A 16,958-nucleotide genomic window follows, 5' to 3' on the forward strand; every position below is an offset into this window, starting at 1 on the left:
CATCAGGCACAAGATCATCCGACACACACAGAACTCTGCCGCCCACCGGCCCAACTGCCAAGCCTGTGAGCCAAACTCATTCTGAAATGATCAGTAAGAACATCGAGGTTCAGGCTCCCGCCTCCGTTGTCCAGGATCTTTCCGACGGCGGCGAGCAACGCCTGGCGGTAGAACTGAGCAGCCTCGATCAGGGCGGTTGCCGCGTCTTCGAGCAGAAGGTGACCAGAGAACGCACGTGTGACCAGGCCGTTCAGTGCGACCACCTGCTTGGGAAAGTCGGTGCGGTCATGCCGCCGCTGAGTACGAATCAGCTCGTCCAGAGTGGCGTTCGCCACCTGTCGCTGTAGGTCGAGCGCGAACACCAGCAGACCGTGCCGGCAGTCCTGTAGTGCCTCCAATGCCATCGCCGGGTCGGGATCAGCGAGCTCGAATAGTTCGCGGGTGCGGTCCAGCAATCCGACCAACTCGTCCACGCCGCCGTACAGCGACAGCCGTTCGGCCGCGAAGGCGCCTGCGAGACCGGCCGGGCGCACAACGTAGCGATCCTGGTGGGCCTTAAGCAGGTACGGTTCCAGGAAGCCCATGTCGATCAGCAGACTGAGGCGGGACTCAACCACGGGCACGGGCCAGCCTCGGCCCGCCGGGCCGAGGAGGTCCAGCAGCTGGGCACGGGTGAGCCCGCTGAGGGCGGAGTGCTCGGCAAAAACCGCCACCACATCTCTCGCCAGTCGCACCGCCTCCGGGTCCTTGACGACCACCTCACGGTGTGCTGCCAGTGGAGCCACAAACGCACGCCAGTTGGCGAACCGGTCGGCCGGCGCGAGCATCACCTCATCGCCTTCGGTGTCGTCCCAGGAGAGCTGGATCCCGCTCACCCCGCAGCCTCCTGGCTGAGCCGGAGCAGGGGCCGCTGAGCGAACTGTTCCAGGACCGAGGGAAGACCAGGAAGGACCGAGGTGTACTGGGTCTCCTGCTCCCGGGACTCTCCACTCGCGGCGATGGCGAGCGCGAGGTCGCGGAGGTCACCGTCCACCCGCTCGGCGAGCTCGGCGGCGAGAAGGCGGTCGCGTTCCCTGTCCTCCTTCGGCTTCTGGCGCTGCCGATAGGGGCCTGCCTCCCACTCGTCGACATGCATCCCCACGGCGTGCACTGGTCTACCCAGCCGCCGCGACAGGTTGTCGACGATCGCGATGCCGTCGGCGTCCAGGTCGCACCACGCAGCAACCGGAAGTGGCGAAAGCCAGTCGAGGACAGCCACTAGCTGGTCCGTGGCGTACCCGCTGCCCCACACACAGAGCCAACGCGACGTCAGTTCCGGCAGACGGCGGCAGACCACTCCGAAGGTGTCCGAGTTTTCCACCACCAGCACGCCCACGGCATCGCAGACAGCATTCCCGAGCAGGCGCAGGCTGTTGGCGGGAAGGCCGACCCACGGCTGGGCCACCGCCGCGGCGGCGGCCACTGAACCGATGTGCCATGACAGCGGGCCTTTGACGCGGAGCGCGGTGTCCTCCTCGTGTACCGCCTCCTCGAACTCCGACCCCACCAGGTTCGCGAACGCTGCCTGCTGCTGTGCGGTCCACCGTTTGGAGCCACCCAGGGCGAGCGCCGCAAGCTGCTTGAGGGTCACCTCCTCCTCTCCCTGGGCCTGGAGAGATCACCAGGAGGCGCCCGCTCGGATCGCGGCCTCGTATACAGACCACGCCTTCGCCGCCGTCTGGCTGCCTGCGGGCACCACGAGTCCGGCGGCCGGGTCCACCGCTGCCAGCAGTTTGCGCTCCGCGGTCAACTGCTCCAGCGGCTCCATCACCTCCATGAGATCGGCTCGGGCACGTCGGGGTTCGCGGGCGCCGCGAAGCTCGGCGATGCGATCCTCTGCCTGGAGTGACCACGCCTGGGACAGCCGCCACTGGGTGGGGGCACCGAGCGCCACCCACTCGTCCACCTCACAGCGCAGCACCACACCGCCGCATCGCACCAGCTCGGTCGCCACCTGCAGGGCGGCCTCTCCGAACCGACCCACCACCGTGCTCCACGCGCGGCGCTCCGCCGCGAGCACCCAAAGCAGGTCGGCAGAGGACAACACGGACGGGGGCTCGAACAGGTCGGCAGGACAGCCCGGGACGAGGTCGACGGCGTGCACCCGCAGGCGCCCGCGACGGTCACGAGGCAGCCGGTCCTCCCTGGACCGCCTGACCGGTACCGTGACTGCACTGACACCGGCTGGAAGGCCGCCGACTCCAATCGAAATACGGCCGTACGCCTCGCCGAACAGCATTCCCTGTCCCGTGTGCTGCCCCACAAGATCCCCCCGTAGCTGCAGTGATCGTCCACGGCACCCAGGAAGTCAGGGCGATCAGCGCACGATATGACACCAAGGGTAGACAGTCAGTGACTGAATTTCACACGATCTGCATCACTGGAACCCGCGAAGGGTTGCAGTCGTCTCACTCTGAGCAACATCTGACGTGGAGTCCGGAGCGGTGGTCGGTGCAGTGCACACGCCCCCAGGGCAGGTGCCGAGCGACTGAGCGCAGTCGTTCGCCCGCCCCGCCACGGACGACCCGAACCGACTGTGGAGCGACAACGGCGGCCCGCCGTCTATCCCCGGTCCAGAACCTGGTCCACGGCGAAAGGGATCCATAACCTGATAGAGGCTCTGATCGCGGGGACCGCCGCCCGAAGTCGGTGGGGCTGGAACTGGTCGGTGTGGACTCGGCTGGCCACGCGCGCACCACGGCTCTGCCGGGCCGGCGGTGGCCCGGCAGACTCTTGAGGCCCTCCAGCAGGCCCTGACCGAGGAAAAGCACTCCGCTTCCAGCGGCAGTTGCCCGTGTGGAGCGTGGTCCAGCGCCAGACCGCGAGTACACCGCCACACCGCAGGGGCGGGCCGGGGCTCAACGTCGGAACGTTCTCAGTTCTTGTGTCCCGCCGCGAAGATCGACGGGACATCTGACCAGCCCCTCAGCTCAACTGACGAACCATCAAGACGAGCGTCAAATGAGCGTCGAGATACCTCCGCGAGCGTCATCTGAGCGTCAAGATATCGCCCGTAACGCTCACACGGCGCATACCGCGTACCCGCGAAACTGCAGGTCAGGCATCCTTCTTCACCGGCTCCAGGATGGCGACACACTCCACATGGTGCGTCATCGGAAACAGATCGAACGCCCGCAGCGTCCGCACCCGGTACCCGCCCTCCCGGAAGTACCCCAGGTCCCGGGCCAGCGCGGCGGGGTCGCAGGCGACGTAGGCGATGCGGCGGGCGCCGAGGGTGGTGAGGTGGGCGACCGTGTTGCGGCCGGCGCCTGCCCGCGGGGGGTCGAGGACGACGAGGTCGACCTCGGTGATTCCGGTGCGCGGCAGGACCGACTCGACCTTGCCCTGCTCGATGCGGACCCGCGGGAAGTCGGCCAGGTTGTGCCGCGCGTCCTCCACCGCCCGCTTGCCGGACTCGATGCCGAGGACCGCGCCCTGCTCGCCGAGGCGGTCGGCGAGGGCGCCGGCGAAGAGGCCGGCGCCGCAGTAGAGGTCCAGCGCCATCTCGCCCTTGCGCGGCAGCAGGCCCTGCATGACCGCCGTGACCAGGGTGTCCGCCGCCTTCGGGTGGACCTGCCAGAAGCCACCGCCGCCCACCCGGTACGTCCGGTCGTCCGCCCGCTCGCGGACGAAGGGGCGGCCGTGGACGCGGTGCACGCCGCCGGACTTCTCGTCCACCCGCAGGACCGACACCGGCCGGTCCAGCTCGACCAGCGGCAGCCGGCCGCCGGGACGCGGGGTGAGGACCACCTGGCGGTCCTGCGAGCCGGTCGCCGCGATCGCCTCGACCGACTCCATGCCGGTCCAGTCCCGCTTCTCGATGCCCAGCTCGCTGACGCCCGCCGCCGCGATCATGCAGTGGTCGATGCGCTCGACCTCGTGCGAGCGGTGCCGGCGCAGACCGGCGTGGCCCTCGGCGTCGACGGCGTACTGAACGCGGGTGCGCCACTGCGGGACCTGGCCTGCGGGCAGCTTGTCGCCCTCGGCCGGCACCACCGTGCCGTCCCAGCCCGCCTCCTCGGGAGTGAGGCCGGCGAGCCGCTGGAGCTGTTCGGCGATCACCTCGCCCTTGAGGCGCCGCTGGGCGCCCGGCTTGGCGTGCTGCCAGTCGCAGCCGCCGCAGCGGCCGGGGCCGGCGAAGGGGCAGGGTGCCTCGATGCGGTCCTTGGACGCCTCCAGGATCCGCACGGCGTCCGCGCGCAGGAAACGCGCGCCCTCCTCGCCCTCGGTCACCCGGGCCACCACCCGCTCGCCGGGCAGCGCGTGCCGGACGAACAGCACCTGGCCCTCGGACGTGCGGGCGATGCAGTGGCCGCCCTGGGCGACGGGGCCGATCTCGACCTCGTACTCCTCACCCACCAGAGACTTGGTCGGTTCTGCCTGCATGGTGGGATTACTCCAGATCGAAGAGGGTGCGGGGGAGGACGGGGTAGGACGGGAGGGGCCGGCAGCCGGTGGGCCGGTCGGCAGCCCACCAGTCTACGTCCTCCCCGTCTCCCCCCGGTCCCTGCCGGACGCCCCGCCTCACTCCTTGCCCGAAGGCTCCTTGGGCCGCTCAACGGCCGGGCCCCGGCGGACCGCGCCGGGGGCGTTCCACTCCTGCCGCTTGCGGGCGCGGGCCCGGGCGGCCTCGGAGGAGGCGAGCTGGTAGGGGACGGAGGTGACCATCACGCCGGGCGTGAAGAGCAGGCGGCCCTTCAGGCGCAGGGCGCTCTGGTTGTGCAGCAGGTGCTCGTACCAGTGGCCGACCACGTACTCGGGGATGATCACGGAGATCGCGTCGCGCGGGGATTCCTTGCGCAGGCTCTTGACGTACTCGATCACCGGCCGGGTGATCTCCCGGTACGGCGAGTCCAGGACCTTCAGCGGTACGTCGATCCCGCGCCGCTCCCACTCCTCGCGCAGCGCCTTCGTCTCGGCCGGGTCGACGTTGACGGTCAGCGCCTCCAGGGTGTCCGAGCGCATCAGCTTGGCGTAGGCCAGGGCGCGCAGCGTGGGGCGGTGGATCTTGGAGATGAGGACGACGGAGTGGACGCGGGAGGGGCGGACCATGTCGTCGCTCGGGCCCTCGGGCGCGGCGATCTCCTCGGCGACCCGGTCGTAGTGCTTCCGGATCGCGGTCATCGTCGCGTAGAAGATGCACATGCCGAGCAGGGCCACCCAGGCGCCGTGGGTGAACTTGGTGACCAGGACGACGACGAGCACCAGGCCGGTGAAGAAGGCGCCGAACGCGTTGATCGCGCGGGAGCGGATCATGTGGCTGCGCTTGGCCGGGTCCTTCTCGGCGGCGAGGTGGCGGTTCCAGTGCCGGACCATGCCGGTCTGGCTGAGCGTGAAGGACACGAACACGCCGACGATGTACAGCTGGATCAGGCGGGTGGAGTCCGCGCCGTAGATGAACACCAGCAGCATGGCCGCGCCGGCGAGCAGCACGATGCCGTTGGAGAAGGCGAGCCGGTCGCCGCGGGTGTGCAGCTGGCGGGGCAGGTAGCGGTCCTGGGCGAGGATCGCGCCGAGCAGCGGGAAGCCGTTGTACGCGGTGTTGGCGGCCAGGAACAGCACCAGCGCGGTGGCGGCGGCGAGCAGGACGAACAGCAGGCTGCCCTTGCCGAAGACCGCCTCGGCGACCTGGGAGATCACCGGGTTCTGGACGTAGTCGGGGCCGACCGGGATGCCGTGGTGCAGCAGGTCGGTGGCCGGGGTCTCGGCCATGCGGACCTTCGTCGTCATCGCGAGGGCGATGATGCCGCAGAACATGGTGACGGCGAGCAGGCCCATCATCGCGAGCGTGGTCGCCGCGTTCTTCGACTTGGGCTTGCGAAAGGCCGGGACGCCGTTGGAGATGGCCTCGACGCCGGTGAGGGCCGCACAGCCGGAGGAGAAGGCGCGCAGCAGCAGGAAGACGAGCGCGAAGCCGGCGAGGCCCTGGTGCTCGGCCTTGATGTGGTAGTCGGCCGTCGGGGCGCGCATGGTGTCGCCGAGGACCAGGCCCCGGAAGGCGCCCCAGAGGATCATGATGAAGACGCCGCCGACGAAGACGTAGGTCGGGATGGCGAAGAGTTTTCCGGACTCCTTGACGCCGCGCAGGTTCATCAGCGTCAGCAGCACGATGACGGCGGCGGCGCAGAGCACCTTGTGCTCGACCACGAAGGGGATCGCGGAGCCGAGGTTCTCGATGCCGGAGGCGATGGAGACGGCGACGGTCAGGACGTAGTCCACCAGCAGGGCACTGGCCACGGTGAGGCCGGCCTGGGGGCCCAGGTTGGTGGTGGCGACCTCGTAGTCGCCGCCGCCGCTCGGGTAGGCGTGCACGTTCTGCCGGTAGGAGGCGACCACGGTGAACATCAGCACGACGACCGCGACGGCGATCCAGGGGCTGAAGTGGTACGCCGACACGCCCGCGATGGACAGGACCAGCAGGACCTCCCCCGGCGCGTAGGCGACGGAGGACAGCGGGTCGGAGGCGAAGACGGGCAGTGCGATGCGCTTCGGCAGGAAGGTCTCACCCAGCCGGTCACTGCGCAGTGCGCGCCCGATCAGGATCCGTTTGGGCACGTCGGTCAGTTTGGACACGAGAGAGGATCGTAAGCCTTCGAACTGGCACCCGCCCACCCGGCGTGCTGCATCTGCCTCACGAGTGAATTCGGGGGCACGCGGAACTTCGGAATCCGTGGTGTGGGTGCCCGCCGCCCGCGGGTGGCAAACACCGTCTGCCGCCGCAGTCCCGGGGTGTGCCGTCCGTGCCCGTGGTGCTGTTCGGGGCGCCGCCCGTCCCGGCGGGCCTCGGAATCCTGACCGTGCGGGGCGTGCGCAGTATCACTTCGCGGTGGCGCGCACCACGCCGGGGCGGGGGGTGCCGGGTGCGCGCCGCCCGTGTGTAGCTTTGGGCCCCGGTCTGAGACCCTGATGCTTGAGCAGTAACTTTTGGACACCGGAAGGACGGTCGTGCACATCGTCATCATGGGCTGCGGAAGAGTGGGTTCCGCTCTTGCCCAGACCCTGGAGCAACAGGGCCACACGGTCGCCGTGATCGACCAGGACCCCACCGCCTTCCGCCGGCTGGGCCCGGGCTTCGGGGGCCGCCGGGTCACCGGCGTCGGCTTCGACCAGGACACCCTGCGCGAGGCGGGCATCGAGGAGGCCGGCGCCTTCGCCGCCGTCTCCAGCGGTGACAACTCCAACATCATCTCCGCGCGCGTGGCCCGGGAGATGTTCGGCGTGCAGAACGTGGCGGCCCGCATCTACGACCCCCGTCGCGCCGAGGTCTACCAGCGCCTGGGCATCCCCACCGTGGCCACGGTCCGCTGGACCGCCGACCAGATGCTGCGCCGGCTGCTGCCCTCGGGTGCCGAGCCGCTGTGGCGTGACCCCACCGGCGGGGTGCAGCTCGCCGAGGTGCACGCCTCCCCGAAGTGGGTCGGCCACAAGATCAGCAAGCTGCAGGAGGAGACGGGCGTCCGGGTGGCGTTCCTGACCCGGCTGGGCGAGGCGGTCCTGCCCACCTCCCAGACGGTGCTGCAGGAGGGCGACCTCGTGCACGTGATGATGCGGACGGACGACGTGGACAAGGTCGAGGCGGCGTTCGCCGGTGGCCCGGAAGAGGAGGGCGGTCACTGATGAGGGTCGCCATTGCCGGGGCCGGCGCGGTCGGCCGCTCGATCGCGGGCGAGTTGCTGGAGAACGGCCACGAGGTCCTGCTGATCGACAAGGCGCCGACCGCCATCTCGGTCGAGCGCGTCCCGCAGGCGGAGTGGCTGCTCGCCGACGCCTGTGAGATCACCTCCCTGGACGAGGCGGCGCTCCAGCGCTGCAACGTCGTGATCGCCGCGACCGGCGACGACAAGGTCAACCTGGTCGTCTCGCTGCTCGCGAAGACGGAGTACGGCGTCCCGCGCGTCGTCGCCCGGGTGAACAACCCCAAGAACGAGTGGCTGTTCAACGAGGCCTGGGGCGTGGACGTGGCCGTCTCCACCCCGCGCCTGATGTCGGCGCTGGTCGAGGAGGCGGTGAGCGTCGGCGACCTGGTCCGGCTGCTGCGCTTCAGCCACGGCGACGCCAACCTGGTCGAGCTGACCCTGCCCGAGGAGTCGGCCCTGGCCGGCACCCAGGTGGGGGACGTGGAGTGGCCGGAGGACACCTCCCTGGTCACGATCATCCGCGGCACCCGTGTGCTGACCCCCTCCAAGGAGGACTCCCTGGAGCCGGGCGACGAGCTGCTGTTCGTGGCCGCCCAGGCGCGGGAGGAGCAGCTGGAGGAGCTGCTCTCGGTGCGGCGCGAGGGCTGATCCCCAACACGCGGAAGGGCGCCCTTGGCGACAAGGGCGCCCTTCTCGTCGTGGGACGGCTGCCTGCCGGCGACCGGCGCCGCCGTACGACGGCCGCTCGTCGCCGTACGACCGTCGCGCCCGGTACGGCGGCCGCTCAGGCCTCCCGGCGGTGCCGGCCCCCGCTCGCGTCGCCGGTGCCGGTGTCGGCGGTCGTCGCGGTCCCGGCGGCGAGGGCGGCCTTGCGCTCCTCCTCGGCCTTCTCCTCCGCCTCCATCTCCGCGAACACGTCGATGGGCGCGGGCGCCTTCGCCAGGAAGACCCAGGTGAGCCATACCGCGAGCAGGAACGGCGGGATCTTCAGGGCGACCAGGACCCAGCCGAGCTGGGTGGTGTCGGCCCACCAGTACAGCGGGAAGAGGATCGCGCACTTGGCGAGCAGGATCAGGCCCCAGGCCCAGCTCGCCTTGGCGTAGGCCTTCTTGCGGCCCGGGTTGCGCGTGCGCCAGGAAAGGTTCTCCTTGAAGACCGGGCCCAGGATGAGGCCGATCAGGGGCACCCCGGCGAGGGTCGTGACGATGTACGCCACCGCCAGGCCCAGGGTGTAGAGCATGCCGGGGAGGTAGAAGTCCTTGGCGTTGCCGGTGAACATCGCGAAGACGACACCGAAGACCACGCCGAAGACGCCGCTGAAGGCGTGCTTGACGGTGTCGCGCATGGCCAGCCGGACCACGACCAGCAGCAGGGACACCGCCAGCGCGGCGATCGCGGACAGGTGCAGGTTCTTGTTCAGCGTGAAGATCGTGACGAAGAGCAGACCCGGCACGACCGTCTCGACCATGCCGCGGACCCCGCCGAAGGCCTCGAAGAGCGCCGCCTCGGTCACCGCTCGGGCGTCGCCGGGCTGGGGCTGGTCGGTGTCTTCGGTCGGCTTGTCGAGGGACGTCACCGGCTACTCCCGTCCGAGGGGTCGCAGTTCGTATTTGGGGTTGAACAGCACCCGGCGGCCCCGGCTCATGGAGATCCGGCCCGATGCGATCAGCTTGCGCCCCGGTTCTATCCCCACGATGGAGCGCCTGCCGAGCCACACCACGTCCAGCGCGGCGGAGCCGTCGAAGAGTTCGGCCTCCAGGGCCGGGACTCCGGCGCGCGGGCGCAGGGTGACCGTGCGCAAGGTACCAGTTACCGTGACGATCTGCCGGTCGTGGCAGTCGCCGATCTTGATGCAGCCCGCCGTCTCCGCGTCTTCGCGCAGCTCCTCCGACTCCAGGTCCTCCTGCGAAGAGGAGAGCCGGTCGAGCATGCGCCGGAACCGGCCGGCCGGCTTTTCGGAACGAGGAACAGCAGTCATATGTGAAGCGTACCGGGGGCGCCGAGGGGGCCGACAGGGCGCTGGGAGCGCCCGCCGGCTCACTTCTCGAACCGGTATCCCATCCCCGGCTCCGTGATGAAGTGCCGCGGGCGCGACGGGTCGGTCTCCAGCTTGCGCCGCAGCTGGGCCATGTACACGCGCAGGTAGTTGGTCTCGGTGCCGTACGACGGCCCCCACACCTCCTGGAGCAGCTGCTTCTGGCCGACGAGGCGGCCGGTGTTGCGCACCAGCACCTCCAGCAGGTGCCACTCCGTCGGGGTGAGCCGGACGTCCCTGCCGCCGCGGTGGACCTTCTTCGCGGCGAGGTCGACGGTGAAGCCCTCGGTCTCCACGAGCGTCAGGTCGTCCTCGCCCGGCCCGGCCGGTTCGGCCCGGCGCACCGCGGCCCGCAGCCGGGCCAGCAGCTCGTCCATGCCGAACGGCTTGGTCACGTAGTCGTCGGCGCCCGCGTCCAGCGCCTCGACCTTCTCGTCGGAGGAGTGCCGGGCGGACAGCACCAGGATCGGCACCCGGGTCCAGCCGCGCAGGCCGCGGATGACCTCCACGCCGTCCATGTCGGGCAGGCCCAGGTCGAGCACGACCACGTCGGGGTGGCGGGAGGCGGCGAGTTCGAGCGCGGTCCTGCCGTCGGGGGCCGCGTCCACCTCGTACGCGCGTGCCTTGAGGTTGATCACGAGGGCGCGCACGATCTGCGGCTCGTCGTCGACCACGAGCACCCGGGTCATATGGTGTGCCTTTCCGGTTCGGTGCGGGGCTCCCCGGCGGGGAGCGGCTCGGGGCGCGGGCCCGCCGCGCGCAGGCTCAGCACCATGGTGAGCCCGCCGCCCGGCGTGTCCTCCGCGGTGAGGGTGCCGCCCATGGCCTCGGCGAAGCCCCGGGCGACCGCGAGGCCGAGCCCGACGCCGGCCCCGCGCGGAGCGTCTCCGTAGCGCTGGAAGGGCTCGAAGATCCGCTCCTTGGCCTCGTCCGGCACGCCCGGCCCGCGGTCCACCACGCGCACCTCGACCCGGTCGGCGATGGCGCTCGCGGCCACCAGGACGCGCCGTCCGGGTGGACTGTACTTGACGGCGTTCTCCACCAGGTTGGCCACCGACCGCTCCAGCAGCCCGGGGTCGACGGCGACCATCGGCAGCGTCTCGGGCACGTCCAGGCCGACGCTGTCCTCGGGTACGCCGCCCAGGGCCATGGGGACGACCTCGTCCACGTCGATCTCCCGGATCAGCGGGGTGACCGTGCCGGTCTGGAGCCGGGACATGTCCAGGAGGTTGCCCACGAGGTGGTCGAGCCGGTCGGCGCCCTCCTCGATGCCCTCCAGCAGCTCCGCGCGGTCCTCCTCGGACCAGGCCACGTCGTCGGAGCGCAGGGAGGACACGGCGGCCTTGATGCCGGCCAGGGGGGTGCGCAGGTCGTGGCTGACGGCGGCGAGCAGCGCGGTGCGGATGCGGTTGCCCTCGGCGAGCGCGCGGGACCGGTCGGCCTCCTCCTGGAGGCGCCGGCGCTCCAGGACGACGGCGGCCTGGGCGGCGAAGGCGGCCAGGACCCGGCGGTCCGCGGCGGGCAGCACCCGGCCGGTGAGGGCGAGCGCCATGTGGTCGCCGACGGGCATGTCCACGTCGGCGTCCTCGGGGCGCTCCAGCGGCGGCCCGAAGCCGGCCCGGCCCGCGCAGGTCCAGGGCGCCACGTCGCCCTCCCGCTCCAGCAGGGCGGCCGACTCCATGGCGAAGGTCTCGCGGACCCGTTCCAGCAGTTCCTCCAGGCTGGTCTCGCCGCGCAGCACGTTCCCGGCGAGGAAGGAGAGGATCTCCGACTCGGCGCGCAGCCGGGCCGCCTGGTCGGTGCGCCGGGCGGCGAGGTCCACCACCGAGGAGACCGCCATGCCGACCCCGAAGAAGATCGCGATGGCGACGATGTTCTTCGGGTCGGCGACCGTCAGCCGGTGCAGCGGCGGGGTGTAGAAGTAGTTCAGCAGCAGGGAGCCGAAGGCCGCCGAGGCCAGCGCGGGCAGCAGGCCGCCGAGCAGGGCCGCGGCGACGGTGACGGCCAGGAACAGCAGCATGTCGTTGGCGAGGCCGAGGCCGGCGGTGTTCAGGCCCAGCGCGAGGACGACGGGACCGGCCAGGCCGACCGCCCAGCCCCACAGGATCCGGGCCCGTCCGAGCCGGCCGCCGCGGGCCACGGGCAGTCCCCGGCCCTTGGCGGCCTCCTCGTGGGTGACGATGTGCACGTCGAGGTCGGGGCCGGAGTCCCGGGCGACCGTGGCGCCGACGCCGGGCCCGAAGACGTACTGCCAGGCCTTGCGGCGCGAGGAGCCCAGCACGATCTGGGTGGCGTTCACCCCGCGCGCGAAGTCGAGGAGGGCGGCCGGTATGTCGTCGCCGACCACATGGTGGAACGTTCCGCCTAGGTCCTCCACCAGGGTGCGCTGGACGGCCAGCTCCTTCGGGGAGGCCGAGGTCAGCCCGTCGCTGCGGGCTATGTAGACGGCCATGACCTCGCCGCCGGCGCCCTTCTCGGCGAGCCGGGCGGCCCGGCGGATGAGGGTGCGCCCCTCGGGGCCGCCGGTCAGGCCCACCACGATCCGCTCCCGGGAGCCCCATATCGCCGAGACCCGGTGGGCGTTGCGGTACTGGGTCAGGTACTCGTCGGCCCGGTCGGCCACCCACAGCAGCGCCAGCTCGCGCAGGGCGGTGAGGTTGCCGGGCCGGAAGTAGTTGGACAGGGCCGCGTCGACCTTGTCCGGCGCGTAGATGTTGCCGTGCGCCATGCGGCGGCGCAGGGCCTGCGGGGACATGTCGACCAGCTCGATCTGGTCGGCCCGGCGTACGACCTCGTCCGGGACGGTCTCGCGCTGGCGCACCCCGGTGATCGACTCGACGACGTCGCCGAGTGACTCCAGGTGCTGGATGTTGACGGTGGAGACGACGTCGATGCCGGCGGCGAGCAGCTCCGCCACGTCCTGCCAGCGCTTGGCGTTGCGGGAGCCGGGGACGTTGGTGTGGGCCAGCTCGTCCACGAGGGCGACGGCAGGGGCCCGGCGCAGTACGGCGTCGACGTCCATCTCCTCGAAGACGGTGCCCCGGTACTCCAGCCGTCCGCGCGGCACCTGCTCCAGGCCGTGCAGCAGCACCTCGGTGCGCGGCCGGCCGTGGTGCTCCACGAACGCGACCACACAGTCCGTGCCCCGCTCCACCCGGCGGTGCGCCTCGGCCAGCATGGCGTAGGTCTTGCCCACGCCCGGTGCCGCGCCGAGGTAGATCCGAAGCGTGCCGCGTGCCATGCCCATATTGTCTTTCCGTGCCTGAGGTGTACGCAGCGTCGACCTTACGGCCGGCCGCCACCGCGATCAGGGCCGGAGCGATGAGTGGGGACCAACCTTGACGCAACCCTGACGGGACGCGCCCCCGAAGGGCGCGGGGAACCGCGCGCGACCACGACGGCCCCGCGCCCCGCGGCGGACGGGCGTCCCGTCGGCGCCGACACGCGAAAAACGGGCCGCGCCCCTCGAAGGCACGGCCCGTCCGTCCGGCGAAGCCGTCAGCGGACTTCCGTGATCTCCGGACCCCGCTGCAGCTGCCCCATGCCGCCGGAGAAGCGCGAGCCCTCCTCCTGCTGGACGCCCTCGGGCACCATCTGCGCGTCGTTCGGCAGCTTCAGGACGATCGGGTCGCGCGGAGCCATCGGACCCTCGCCGCGGACCACGACCGTGTCGCGGAAGATCTGCTCCAGCAGTCCGGCGGCCTCCGGCTGCACCGCGCCCTGCCCGGAGATCACACCGCGCAGGAACCAGCGCGGGCCGTCCACGCCGACGAACCGGACGACCTGGAAGCCGCCGGTGCCGTCGGGCAGCTGCACCGGCACCCGGGCGCGCAGCTCCCAGCCGAGCGGGCCCTCGACCTCGTCGACGATGCCACCCTGCTGGGTGATGCCGGAGGCGATCTCCTCGCGGACCTCGCCCCAGATGCCCTCGCGCTTGGGCGCGGCGAACGCCTGGAGCTGGACGGCGCTGTCGCGCAGGACGACAGTCGCGGCGACGATGGCGTCACCGGCCACCTCGACCCGCAGCTCCATGCCGTCGACGCCCGGCACGAACAGCCCGCCGAGGTCGACGCGGCCCTCGGCCGGGTCGCGGACCTCGCTGCTGTCCCACGGCCCGTCGGGGCGGGGTCCGGGCTCCAGCCGGAGCCGCTCGCGCCCGCCCTCCTCCTCGTCCGCCTCGGTGTCGACGCTGTCGACGACCTGCTCGGCCTCGCCGGCCGCGTCCTCGGCGGCACCCTTCTTCTTGCGACGTCCGAACACGTCACTGTCCTTCCCGGTCGGATACGACCGAAGCGTATCGATTCCCACCCGTCGGACCGCCTACGGCGGCCTGACCGCTTGTGCCGCTGTCGCCGCCCACCGCGGCATGGCCGCCGGTGGACCCGAAGCCCCCCTCGGCCCGGGCCGAGCCGGGAAGTTCCGCGACCTCCTGGAAGCGGACCCTCTCGACCTGCTGGACGACCAGTTGGGCAATCCGGTCGAAGCGCTCGAACCGCACGCTCTCGCGCGGGTCGAGATTCACCACGATCACCTTGATCTCCCCACGGTACCCGGCGTCAACCGTCCCCGGGGCATTCACGAGGGCGACACCGCAGCGGGCGGCCAGACCGGATCGCGGGTGCACGAACGCCGCGTACCCCTCCGGGAGGGCGATCGACACCCCGGTGGGCAGTACGGCCCGCTCCCCGGGCGCCAGCTCGCACGCCTCGGTGGTGCGCAGATCGGCTCCGGCGTCGCCCGGGTGCTCGTACGCCGGGAGCGGTACGTCAGGGTCCACCCGGCGGATCAGCACGTCGAGGGGGCTACGGCTCACGGGTTCACCTCGAAGGCGCGGGTGCGCCGGATCTGGTCCGGGTCGTTCATGGCGGCCTGGATCTCCTCCCGGCGGCCGTGGGCGACGAAGTGGTCCACCTTGACCTCCACGAAGAGGGCGTCGGCGCGGACCGCCACCGGTCCGTCCGGGCCGCCGACGCGCCCGGTGGCGGTGCAGTAGATCTTGCGTCCGGCGACGGCGGTGACCTCGGCCGCCAGGAACAGCGTGGCACCCACGGGCACCGGCCGCACGAACTCCGTCTCCAGCCGTCCGGTCACGGCGATGGTGCGCAGCAGCCAGTTCAGCGAGCCGAGGGTCTCGTCCAGGGCCGCGGTGAGCACTCCGCCGTGCGCGAGGCCCGGGGCGCCCTGGTGCGCGGGCCGCACGGTGAACTCGGCGGTCAGCGAGACGCCCTCGCCGGCCCGCGCCGCCAGGTGCAGCCCGTGCGGCTGACCGGGTCCACAGCCGAAGCAGTGTTCGTAGTGGGCGCCGAGGAGTTCCCCGGGCGCGGGCGCGTCGGGGTGCCGTATGGGCTTGCCCGCGTCGGCGGGAGGCTGAAGAGCTGCGGAACTACCACTCACAGGCGCAGACCTTACCCGCGCATCGGCCGACTGCGGATCCCATGCCAAGCTAGGTTTCATGCAGCTCTCCGCCACCCCCTACGAAGAACGTCTCACGGCTCCCCGCTCGTGGTGGGTGATCAGCCTCCTGGTGGGCGTCTCGTTCGCCCTGATCCTGCTGCCGTTCGGCACCCTGCCCCTGCTCGGCGGCCTGGTCGGCGGTACGGCCGCGGCGGCGGTGGTGGCCAGCGCCTACGGCGCCCCGCGCATCCGGGTCGTGGGGGACTCACTGATCGCGGGCGAGGCGAAGATCCCGGTGTCGGCGCTGGGCACGGCGGAGATCCTGGACGCCGAGCAGGCCCGCGCCTGGCGGACGTACAAGGCCGACACCCGCGCCTTCCTGCTGCTGCGCGCCTACATCCCGACGGCGCTGCGCGTGGAGGTCACGGACCCCGAGGACCCGACGCCGTACCTGTACCTGTCGACGCGGGAGCCCGAGAGGCTGGCGGCGGCGATCGACGCGGCCCGCGAGGCCGCCGTCTGAGGCACGCCCCGGCGCCTACGGGTTCTCGGAGGTCCCCGGCGCCTCGGGAAGCTCCGGCAGTTCCAGCGGATCCGCCGGCCTCTCCAGCGGCGGCAGCTCCGGCAGCTCCTCCCAGGGCACCTGCGTCTTGCGCAGATCGGCCCGGATACGGGCGGCGAGCTTTCTGGTCTCCCGGCGGTTCATGACCGCCCCGACCGCGGCTCCGACCAGGAACGGCATCAGGTTCGGCAGGTCGCGGACCATCCGCTTCATGATCCGCTGGCGCAGTTCGCGTTTCATGCGGCCGCCGAGGGCCGTGTCGTACGTCGACGGCTTCATCACGTCGATCCCGCGCTCCCCCGACCAGGAGGACAGATACGCGGCGGTACGCGTCTTGAGGCCGCCGGGCGGGCGTACGCCGTAGACCTCGTGCAGTTCGGCGATGAGCTTCAGCTCGATCGCGGCGACCCCGGTGATCTCCGCGGCCAGCTCCGTCGGCATGGCCGGGGGCACCGGCAGCATCGCCGCCGCCCCGACTCCGGCGCCGACCGTGGAGGTGCCGGCCGCCGCGCCCGCCACCAGCTTGTCGGCCAGTTCCTCGGGTCCCAGGCCGGGGAACTGGCGGCGCAGGGCCGCGAGGTCGCGTACGGGGATCCGCGGGGCGATCTCGATGATGCGGTCCGCGAGGTACGTCAGGCCCGCACGGGCCCGGCTGCCGCCCCTGCGGGCGCCTTCCCGGGCCAGGTCCCGGGCCTTCTCGCGGATCACCGCCACCCGGCGCCGGGCGACGGGTGCGGGGTGCTGGGACGGCGCCGGGAGGCCGTCCCGGTCCGCCGCCGGTCCGAGTGGGGCTCCCGTTCCGGGGGAGCCCCGCTCGTCGTCACGCGCGCCGTGCGGGCCGTCGAGCGGCCCTTGGTCCGCTTTCCCCAAGGGGAAGCGGCGCTTCCGGGGAGGGGTCGAGCCAGACACGGCCGACCCCGCCTCAGTCGCAGTCGCGGCAGATCGGCTGGCCGTTCTTCTCCCGGGCCAGCTGGCTGCGGTGGTGCACCAGGAAGCAGCTCATGCAGGTGAACTCGTCCTGCTGCTTGGGCAGGACCCGGACGGCCAGTTCCTCGTTGGAAAGGTCCGCGCCGGGCAGTTCGAGGCCCTCTGCGGCCTCGAACTCGTCGACGTCCACGGCGGAGGTGGACTTGTCGTTCCTCCGGGCCTTCAGCTCTTCAAGGCTGTCCGAGTCGACGTCGTCGTCGGTCTTGCGTGGAGTGTCGTAATCGGTTGCCATATCGCTCTCCCCCTCTGGGTGTCTGCGGTGTCTCCAGCGCACGTAACGCGTGAGAGGCCGGACTTGTGCCCG

General features: G+C 71.5%; 17 protein-coding genes. 3 read left to right on the plus strand and 14 right to left on the minus strand.

Annotated elements, in window-relative coordinates:
* Nucleotides 1–14: 14 nt before the first annotated feature.
* The 5 genes from ACZ63H_RS10400 to ACZ63H_RS10420 form a co-directional block, all read right to left on the minus strand.
* Complete coding sequence (locus ACZ63H_RS10400; protein ID WP_469863487.1) at nt 15–875, minus strand: hypothetical protein; 861 nt, start codon at nt 873–875, stop codon at nt 15–17.
* Complete coding sequence (locus ACZ63H_RS10405) at nt 872–1,630, minus strand: Wadjet anti-phage system protein JetD domain-containing protein (RefSeq protein WP_469863489.1); 759 nt, start codon at nt 1,628–1,630, stop codon at nt 872–874. The genes ACZ63H_RS10400 and ACZ63H_RS10405 overlap by 4 nt, the downstream gene beginning before the upstream one ends.
* Nucleotides 1,631–1,657: 27 nt before the next feature.
* Entirely contained in the window at nt 1,658–2,023 is a 366-nt protein-coding gene (locus ACZ63H_RS10410; protein WP_469863490.1) for a hypothetical protein, read from the minus strand.
* 1,073 nt (nt 2,024–3,096) lie between these two features.
* Nucleotides 3,097–4,425, minus strand: coding sequence for a class I SAM-dependent RNA methyltransferase (locus ACZ63H_RS10415; RefSeq protein WP_469863492.1), 1,329 nt, complete (start codon nt 4,423–4,425; stop codon nt 3,097–3,099).
* Nucleotides 4,426–4,563: 138 nt separating this feature from the next.
* Nucleotides 4,564–6,612 (minus strand): APC family permease, encoded by a 2,049-nt coding sequence (locus ACZ63H_RS10420; RefSeq protein WP_469863494.1) that lies wholly within the window; start codon nt 6,610–6,612, stop codon nt 4,564–4,566.
* Between the two features lie 372 nt (nt 6,613–6,984).
* On the opposite strand from ACZ63H_RS10420, the gene ACZ63H_RS10425 reads away from it, so the two are divergent.
* Nucleotides 6,985–7,656 carry a potassium channel family protein gene (locus ACZ63H_RS10425; RefSeq protein ID WP_318200848.1) on the plus strand — a complete coding sequence of 224 codons (672 nt, stop codon included), beginning with the start codon at nt 6,985–6,987 and terminating at the stop codon, nt 7,654–7,656.
* The gene (locus ACZ63H_RS10430; protein ID WP_467943062.1) at nt 7,656–8,324 is read left to right on the plus strand and encodes a potassium channel family protein; all 669 of its coding nucleotides are present in this window, start codon (nt 7,656–7,658) and stop codon (nt 8,322–8,324) included. Before ACZ63H_RS10425 ends, ACZ63H_RS10430 begins: the two co-directional genes overlap by 1 nt.
* Before the next feature lie 136 nt (nt 8,325–8,460).
* Here ACZ63H_RS10430 and ACZ63H_RS10435 read toward each other — a convergent pair whose 3' ends face one another.
* The 7 genes from ACZ63H_RS10435 to ACZ63H_RS10465 all read right to left on the minus strand — a co-directional run bounded on the left by ACZ63H_RS10435 (nt 8,461) and on the right by ACZ63H_RS10465 (nt 15,105).
* Nucleotides 8,461–9,252, minus strand: a complete 792-nt coding sequence (locus ACZ63H_RS10435; protein WP_469863496.1) for a DUF3159 domain-containing protein — start codon at nt 9,250–9,252, stop codon at nt 8,461–8,463.
* A gap of 3 nt (nt 9,253–9,255) precedes the next feature.
* Nucleotides 9,256–9,654 carry an OB-fold nucleic acid binding domain-containing protein gene (locus ACZ63H_RS10440; protein WP_078844252.1) on the minus strand — a complete coding sequence of 133 codons (399 nt, stop codon included), beginning with the start codon at nt 9,652–9,654 and terminating at the stop codon, nt 9,256–9,258.
* Between the two features lie 59 nt (nt 9,655–9,713).
* Entirely contained in the window at nt 9,714–10,400 is a 687-nt protein-coding gene (locus tag ACZ63H_RS10445; protein WP_469863498.1) for a response regulator, read from the minus strand.
* On the minus strand, nt 10,397–12,952 hold the full coding sequence (locus ACZ63H_RS10450) for a DUF4118 domain-containing protein (protein ID WP_469863500.1): 2,556 nt from the start codon (nt 12,950–12,952) through the stop codon (nt 10,397–10,399). Before ACZ63H_RS10450 ends, ACZ63H_RS10445 begins: the two co-directional genes overlap by 4 nt.
* 257 nt (nt 12,953–13,209) lie before the next feature.
* On the minus strand, nt 13,210–13,971 hold the full coding sequence (locus ACZ63H_RS10455) for a DUF3710 domain-containing protein (RefSeq protein ID WP_469863502.1): 762 nt from the start codon (nt 13,969–13,971) through the stop codon (nt 13,210–13,212).
* Nucleotide 13,972: 1 nt separating this feature from the next.
* Entirely contained in the window at nt 13,973–14,524 is a 552-nt protein-coding gene (dut, locus tag ACZ63H_RS10460) for a dUTP diphosphatase (protein WP_469863504.1), read from the minus strand.
* Nucleotides 14,521–15,105 (minus strand): PaaI family thioesterase, encoded by a 585-nt coding sequence (locus ACZ63H_RS10465; RefSeq protein ID WP_469863506.1) that lies wholly within the window; start codon nt 15,103–15,105, stop codon nt 14,521–14,523. Before ACZ63H_RS10465 ends, dut begins: the two co-directional genes overlap by 4 nt.
* Nucleotides 15,106–15,163: 58 nt before the next feature.
* Here ACZ63H_RS10465 and ACZ63H_RS10470 point away from each other — a divergent pair, with 58 nt between their 5' ends.
* Entirely contained in the window at nt 15,164–15,628 is a 465-nt protein-coding gene (locus ACZ63H_RS10470; RefSeq protein ID WP_469863508.1) for a DUF3093 domain-containing protein, read from the plus strand.
* A gap of 15 nt (nt 15,629–15,643) precedes the next feature.
* On the opposite strand, the gene ACZ63H_RS10475 is transcribed toward ACZ63H_RS10470, so the two are convergent.
* Together ACZ63H_RS10475 and ACZ63H_RS10480 are read right to left on the minus strand one after the other, a co-directional pair.
* The gene (locus ACZ63H_RS10475; protein WP_469863510.1) at nt 15,644–16,576 is read right to left on the minus strand and encodes a hypothetical protein; all 933 of its coding nucleotides are present in this window, start codon (nt 16,574–16,576) and stop codon (nt 15,644–15,646) included.
* Nucleotides 16,577–16,589: 13 nt separating this feature from the next.
* On the minus strand, nt 16,590–16,886 hold the full coding sequence (locus ACZ63H_RS10480) for a DUF4193 domain-containing protein (protein ID WP_005481602.1): 297 nt from the start codon (nt 16,884–16,886) through the stop codon (nt 16,590–16,592).
* Nucleotides 16,887–16,958: the final 72 nt, after the last annotated feature.

It is taken from the genome of Streptomyces sp. NPDC104831 (assembly GCF_055583025.1).

What these genes read in the sequence shown, in the direction of transcription:
- ACZ63H_RS10415 (WP_469863492.1), bottom strand. Translation starts at nt 4,425, where the DNA reads ATGCAGGCAGAACCGACCAAGTCTCTGGTGGGTGAGGAGTACGAGGTC.
- ACZ63H_RS10430 (WP_467943062.1), top strand. Translation starts at nt 7,656, where the DNA reads ATGAGGGTCGCCATTGCCGGGGCCGGCGCGGTCGGCCGCTCGATCGCG.
- ACZ63H_RS10440 (WP_078844252.1), bottom strand. Translation starts at nt 9,654, where the DNA reads ATGACTGCTGTTCCTCGTTCCGAAAAGCCGGCCGGCCGGTTCCGGCGC.
- ACZ63H_RS10445 (WP_469863498.1), bottom strand. Translation starts at nt 10,400, where the DNA reads ATGACCCGGGTGCTCGTGGTCGACGACGAGCCGCAGATCGTGCGCGCC.
- ACZ63H_RS10450 (WP_469863500.1), bottom strand. Translation starts at nt 12,952, where the DNA reads ATGGCACGCGGCACGCTTCGGATCTACCTCGGCGCGGCACCGGGCGTG.
- ACZ63H_RS10470 (WP_469863508.1), top strand. Translation starts at nt 15,164, where the DNA reads ATGCAGCTCTCCGCCACCCCCTACGAAGAACGTCTCACGGCTCCCCGC.
- ACZ63H_RS10480 (WP_005481602.1), bottom strand. Translation starts at nt 16,886, where the DNA reads ATGGCAACCGATTACGACACTCCACGCAAGACCGACGACGACGTCGAC.